The 5,280-nt window shown below is 71.6% G+C and carries 6 protein-coding genes; 1 reads left to right on the top strand and 5 read right to left on the bottom strand.

All coding sequences use genetic code 11. The annotated features are described in order from the left end of the window. Positions 1-180 precede the first annotated feature (180 nt). The 5 genes from ACZ7H1_RS16735 to ACZ7H1_RS16755 all read right to left on the bottom strand — a co-directional run bounded on the left by ACZ7H1_RS16735 (position 181) and on the right by ACZ7H1_RS16755 (position 3,595). Positions 181-882 carry a DUF4191 domain-containing protein gene (locus ACZ7H1_RS16735; protein ID WP_470787359.1) on the bottom strand — a complete coding sequence of 234 codons (702 nt, stop codon included), beginning with the start codon at positions 880-882 and terminating at the stop codon, positions 181-183. Positions 883-901: 19 nt separating this feature from the next. Further along, positions 902-1,090, bottom strand: coding sequence for an SCO2195 family GlnR-regulated protein (locus ACZ7H1_RS16740; RefSeq protein WP_470787360.1), 189 nt, complete (start codon positions 1,088-1,090; stop codon positions 902-904). A gap of 319 nt (positions 1,091-1,409) precedes the next feature. Beyond that, positions 1,410-2,363, bottom strand: coding sequence for a lipoyl synthase (gene lipA, locus ACZ7H1_RS16745; RefSeq protein WP_470787362.1), 954 nt, complete (start codon positions 2,361-2,363; stop codon positions 1,410-1,412). A 133-nt stretch (positions 2,364-2,496) separates the two neighbouring features. Next, positions 2,497-3,297 (bottom strand): lipoyl(octanoyl) transferase LipB, encoded by an 801-nt coding sequence (gene lipB, locus ACZ7H1_RS16750; RefSeq protein WP_470787364.1) that lies wholly within the window; start codon positions 3,295-3,297, stop codon positions 2,497-2,499. Positions 3,298-3,340: 43 nt separating this feature from the next. Then, complete coding sequence (locus ACZ7H1_RS16755) at positions 3,341-3,595, bottom strand: hypothetical protein (protein ID WP_470787366.1); 255 nt, start codon at positions 3,593-3,595, stop codon at positions 3,341-3,343. Positions 3,596-3,769: 174 nt separating this feature from the next. On the opposite strand from ACZ7H1_RS16755, the gene ACZ7H1_RS16760 reads away from it, so the two are divergent. Then, complete coding sequence (locus tag ACZ7H1_RS16760; protein WP_470787367.1) at positions 3,770-5,212, top strand: regulator; 1,443 nt, start codon at positions 3,770-3,772, stop codon at positions 5,210-5,212. Positions 5,213-5,280: the final 68 nt, after the last annotated feature.

Genomic DNA, 5,280 nt, shown 5'->3' on the forward strand with positions numbered 1-5,280 from the left:
CCAGAGGAAAGCAAAGGGAGAAGAGGAAAAAAAAAAAAAAAAAAAAAAAAAAAAAAAAAAAAAAAAGCAAAAGAGGTGGGGCCGCGGGGACGCCCCCCCCCCCCCCCCCCCCCCCCCCCCCCTCCCGTATGCAAAGCGGGTCAGCGTTCTTACGCTCGGTGGTGCGTGGCGGTGCGCAGGTCAGCGCATCTTTCCGCCGCGGGGCATCCGCATGCCCTTCGGCATGGGGCCCTTCGGCAGCGGCATGTTGCTCATCAGGTCGCCCATCGCCCGCAGGCGGTCGTTGACCGCGGTGACCTGGGGGCCGGCCAGCACGCGCGGGAACTTCAGCAGCGTCGTGCGGACCTTCTTGAGCGGCACCTCGCCCTCGCCGGTGCCCACGATGATGTCGTGCACCGGGATGTCGGGCATGACGCGCGCCATCTTCTTCTTCTCGGCGGCCAGCAGGCTCTTCACGCGGTTGGGGTTGCCCTCCGCGACGAGCACGATGCCCGCCTTGCCGACCGCGCGGTGGACGATGTCCTGGCTGCGGTTCATCGCGACGGCAGGGGTGGTCGTCCAGCCCCGGCCCACGTTGTCCAGCACCGCCGCTGCGGCGCCGGGCTGGCCTTCCATCTGTCCGAACGCCGCGCGCTCGGCGCGCCGCCCGAAGATGATCGCCATCGCCAGGAAGGCCACCAGGAATCCCAGGATGCCCAGGTAGACCGGGTGTCCGATCAGGAAGCCGATCCCCAGGAACACACCGAGGGTGATGATGCCCACGCCCGCGATGATCAGCCCGACCTTGGGGTCGGCGCGTCGGGTCATCTTGTACGTCAGTGCGATCTGCTTGAGTCGCCCGGGGTTCGCAGCAGCGTCAGCTGCGTTTGCCTTCCTCGCCATAGACCGAAGTTTACGTGGCCTACGGCGTACGGGAAGCCGCGGCCTCGAGTACGTGCTCGGTTTCGACGCGGTCGTGCGCCCGGCGCCGGTCCTCCAGGACGGCGGTCCAGGCATTGCGGCGGGCGGTGCGCATGAGCACCGACTCGACGGCCCGCAGGGCGTCGGAGACGGTCGGGATGGCGATGGCGCGTACGGGCGCGGCCTGCATGTGGCGGTCCCTTCTCGGTGCTGCGCAACGGGGGGTGCGTGCGCTGCGTGAAGCCAGCGTCACTGATTGGTGTTACCAGTGCGTGACCGGTCGGTCAAACAGTGATGAAACCTTGACCGGGCACGAGAAAGCGGCCCGCACCGGCCCCCACCTGGGAGGAGTGTGCGGGCCGCTTCTCCGCGGCATTACCGGTCAGTAGGCTCTGGTGAGTGAATTCACACGACTATACGGCGGCGCGCTTCTCGCGTCTGCGGTCGAGCTCCGCCTCGCTACCGCTCCGGCCGGCGGTCGGCCCTCGTTCCTCGGGCAGACCGCCAACCTACGCTTCAGCTCGGCTGCGCTTCTCCATCGCCTGCTGGTAGAGACGCCCCGCCCGATAGGACGATCGGACGAGGGGGCCGGACATGACGCCGGAATAGCCGATCTCCTCGGCCTCCTTCGCCAGCTCCACGAACTCCGCGGGCTTCACCCAGCGCTCCACGGGGTGGTGGCGCGGCGAGGGGCGCAGGTACTGCGTGATGGTGATGAGCTCGCAGCCGGCCTCGTGGAGGTCGCGCAGCGCCTGGCTGACCTCCTCGCGCTCCTCGCCCATGCCCAGGATCAGGTTGGACTTGGTCACCAGGCCGTACGCGCGGGCCTTGGTGATCACGTCGAGCGAGCGCTCGTAGCGGAAGCCGGGGCGGATCCGCTTGAAGATCCGCGGCACGGTTTCGACGTTGTGCGCGAAGACCTCGGGGCGGGAGGCGAAGACCTCCTCCAGCAGCTCCGGGACCGCGTTGAAGTCGGGGGCGAGCAGCTCGACCTTGGTGTGGCCGCCCTCGCGGCCGGCCGTCTGCTGGTGGATCTGGCGCACGGTCTCCGCGTACAGCCAGGCACCGCCGTCCGCGAGGTCGTCGCGGGCGACGCCGGTGATGGTGGCGTAGTTCAGGTCCATCGTGACGACGGACTCGCCCACGCGGCGCGGCTCGTCCCGGTCCAGGGCCTCGGGCTTGCCCGTGTCGATCTGGCAGAAGTCACAGCGCCGGGTGCACTGGTCACCGCCGATGAGGAAAGTGGCCTCGCGGTCTTCCCAGCACTCGTAGATGTTGGGGCAACCGGCTTCCTGGCACACGGTGTGCAGACCCTCGCTCTTCACGAGCTTCTGCATGGCGGTGTACTCGGGGCCCATCTTCGCCCGGGTCTTGATCCACTCGGGCTTGCGCTCGATGGGGGTCTGGCTGTTGCGGACCTCCAGGCGCAGCATCTTGCGTCCGTCGGGTGCGACTGCGGACACGACCGGCGCCCCTTTCTGCTTTACGCGGGATTCAGCGGCATTCGATTCTGCGGCGCCCACCAGGGTACGCCCGTAATTCGTACGCTCTTACGTCCGGCCAACCTTGGACTGCCCGTGGGCATTCCCCGGCAGGTCAGGCACCGGCGGGCTCCCCGACCGGGCGCGGGCGCAGGTCGGCGTTCTCCAGTACGTCCTTCAGGTGGCCCTCCATGGACGGGAGCACCTCGGCGATCGTGAGCTCCCGGCCCAGCTCCGCCGAGAGCGAGGTCACTCCGGCGTCCCGGATCCCGCAGGGGATGATCCGGTCGAACCAGGTGCTGTCCGGGTTCACGTTCAGTGCGAAGCCGTGCATCGTGACGCCCTTGGCGACGCGGATGCCGATCGCGGCGAGCTTGCGGTCCTCGCGGCGCTGGCCGGCGTTCGAGGGAGCGTACTCCGGGCCGTTCAGCCGCGGGTCGAACTCCTCGTCGGTCAGCCGGGGGTCGAAGTCGAGGGAGAGGCCGCCCAGGGACGGCCGCTCGTGGAGCGGGTCCCCGAGGACCCAGACGCCGCTGCGGCCCTCGATCCGGGTGGTCTCCACGCCGAAGTCGGCGGCCGTGCGGATCAGGGCCTCCTCGAGGCGGCGGACGTGGGCGACCACGTCGACCGGCCGGGGCAGCTTCATGATCGGGTAGCCCACCAGCTGGCCGGGGCCGTGCCAGGTGATCTTGCCGCCGCGGTCCACGTCCACGACGGGGGTGCCGTCGAGGGGGCGTTCGCTGTCGGCGGTGCGCCGGCCCGCCGTGTAGACCGGCGGGTGCTCCAGCAGGAGGCAGGTGTCCTCGACCTCGTCGGCGAAGCGCGCCGCGTGGACCCGGCGCTGCTCTTCCCACGCCTCGGTGTACTCGACCGATTCCGGCCCGAAGCCCAGACGGACAAACCGCAGCTCAGACACCGCAGCGCCTCCTCGTAGAACCTGCTGTGTGCATGTAACGCACTCAGCAAGGGTACGGCGGCCGGTTCCGTACGGGTCGGGGGGGCTTCCCGGACCGGACCCCCCGGCCCCGCGGCCGGTCCGGGTCCTCGTCGGCCCGCGGCAGCCTCCGGTGGCCCTCCGAGTGGTCGTTCACCCAGCCGCAGACCCCGCAGGCGTAGCGGCCGTCGAGCCCCGCGATGAGCGTTCCGCACCGGCGGCACTCCGCCTCCGTGATCTCCGGGGCGGGCAGGGGGTCGGTCGGATCGTGCGGGGTCATGCCGCGCAGCGTACGCGGGGGAGAAGGGCTGATCCGTAAAGAGTCCTCCCGGTTCTTCGCACGATCGGATGAATGTGGGGCAGAGGGGGCGGCAAGAGGGCAGTTGGCCGCTACATTCGCGCCGTTCATCAGGGCCGGGCCTCCGGTCCGGCAAGTCAGGAGACCGTGGAGCTGATGACGGAACGACCCCCGCAGCGCGTCCCCAACCGGCAGCTCGCGGCGCTGATCGCGGAAGCGGGCTTCTCCAATGCGGGGCTCGCCCGCCGGGTCGATCAGCTCGGCCTGGAACACGGCCTGGATCTGCGGTACGACAAGACGTCCGTGACCCGGTGGCTGCGCGGGCAGCAGCCGCGCGGCACCACGCCCGCGCTGATCGCGGAGGTCTTCACCCGGCGGCTCGGGCGGCGGCTCTCGGCCCAGGACCTGGGCCTGGACGCGTGCGCCCCCGTCTACGCCGGGCTGGAGTTCGCCGCGACCCCCGAGGAGGCCGTCGACATCGCGAGCGGGCTGTGGCGCAAGGACTCCGGCAGCCACGCCGAGCTGCGGAAGATCGCCTTCACACCCGCTGGCCTGGTGGTGCCCAGCCGCGACTGGCTGATCGGGCGGGCCGACGAGCGCGTGGGCCGCGGCGAGGCCCCGCCCGAGGCGCGGGTGCCCGGCCAGGGCCGGCCCCAGGCCGTGCCGCGCCAGCGGCAGATCGACCGCGGCCCCGGCCAGCGGGTCACCGGCGGGGACATCTCGGCGCTGCGCTCGGTCGCGGAGCTCTTCCGGACCCTGGACCACGCCTACGGCGGCGGGCACGCCCGGCAGGCGCTGGTGCGGTACCTGGAGCACGAGGCCGAGCCGATGCTGCGCGGCACGTACGGCGAGACGACCGGGCGGCGGCTGTTCGCGGCGGCCGCCGACCTGACCCGGCTGGCGGGCTGGACGTCGTACGACATCGCGGCGCACGGCCTCGCCCAGCGGTACTTCGTCCAGGCGCTGCGGCTCGCCCAGGCCGCCGGGGACCGGGCGTACGGCGCGTACGTCCTGGTCACGATGAGCCGGCAGGCGGTCTACCTGGGGCACGGCAGGGAGGCCGTCCAGCTGGCCCGGGTCGCCCAGCAGGGCGTCGGATCGGGCGCCCCGCCGGTGGTGCAGGCGCTGCTGCACGCGGCGGAGGCCCGGGGCCACGGAGTGCTGGGCGAGGTGCGGGCCTGCACCTCCTCGCTGGTGCGGGCGGAACGGGCCCTGGCGGCCGCCCGGCCCGGGGACGACACGCCGCACTGGGCGCGGTTCTACGACGAGGCGCAGCTCGCGGACGAGTTCGGGCACTGCCACCGGGACCTGCAGCAGTACCGGGCGGCCGCCCAGCACGCGGAGCGCTCGCTCCAGCTGCGGGCGCCCGGCTTCGCCCGCAGCCGGCTCTTCTCCCGGGTGGTGCTGGCCACCGCCCGGCTGGGCCTGGGGGAGCTGGAGCAGGCGTGCACGCTGGGCGCCGAGGCGGCCCAGCAGGCGATGGAGATGCGGTCGGTGCGGGCCGTGGAGTACGTCCGCGACTTCGAACGCCGGCTGGAGCCCTACCGGGACGCGGCCGCGGTACGCACGTACCGCGACCGCGTCGCCGCGCTCACGTAGCCGGGCGCGGGGGGCGGGGGGACGGCTCAGGTGGCGCCGGGAGGGGGGAGAGGGGGAGGGGGGAGTGG

This window comes from Streptomyces sp. NPDC037401 (assembly GCF_055602345.1).

Coding starts and splice junctions, on each gene's coding strand:
- ACZ7H1_RS16755 (WP_470787366.1), bottom strand. CDS start 3,595: ATGACCCCGCACGATCCGACCGACCCCCTGCCCGCCCCGGAGATCACG.
- ACZ7H1_RS16735 (WP_470787359.1), bottom strand. CDS start 882: ATGGCGAGGAAGGCAAACGCAGCTGACGCTGCTGCGAACCCCGGGCGA.
- ACZ7H1_RS16760 (WP_470787367.1), top strand. CDS start 3,770: ATGACGGAACGACCCCCGCAGCGCGTCCCCAACCGGCAGCTCGCGGCG.
- ACZ7H1_RS16740 (WP_470787360.1), bottom strand. CDS start 1,090: ATGCAGGCCGCGCCCGTACGCGCCATCGCCATCCCGACCGTCTCCGAC.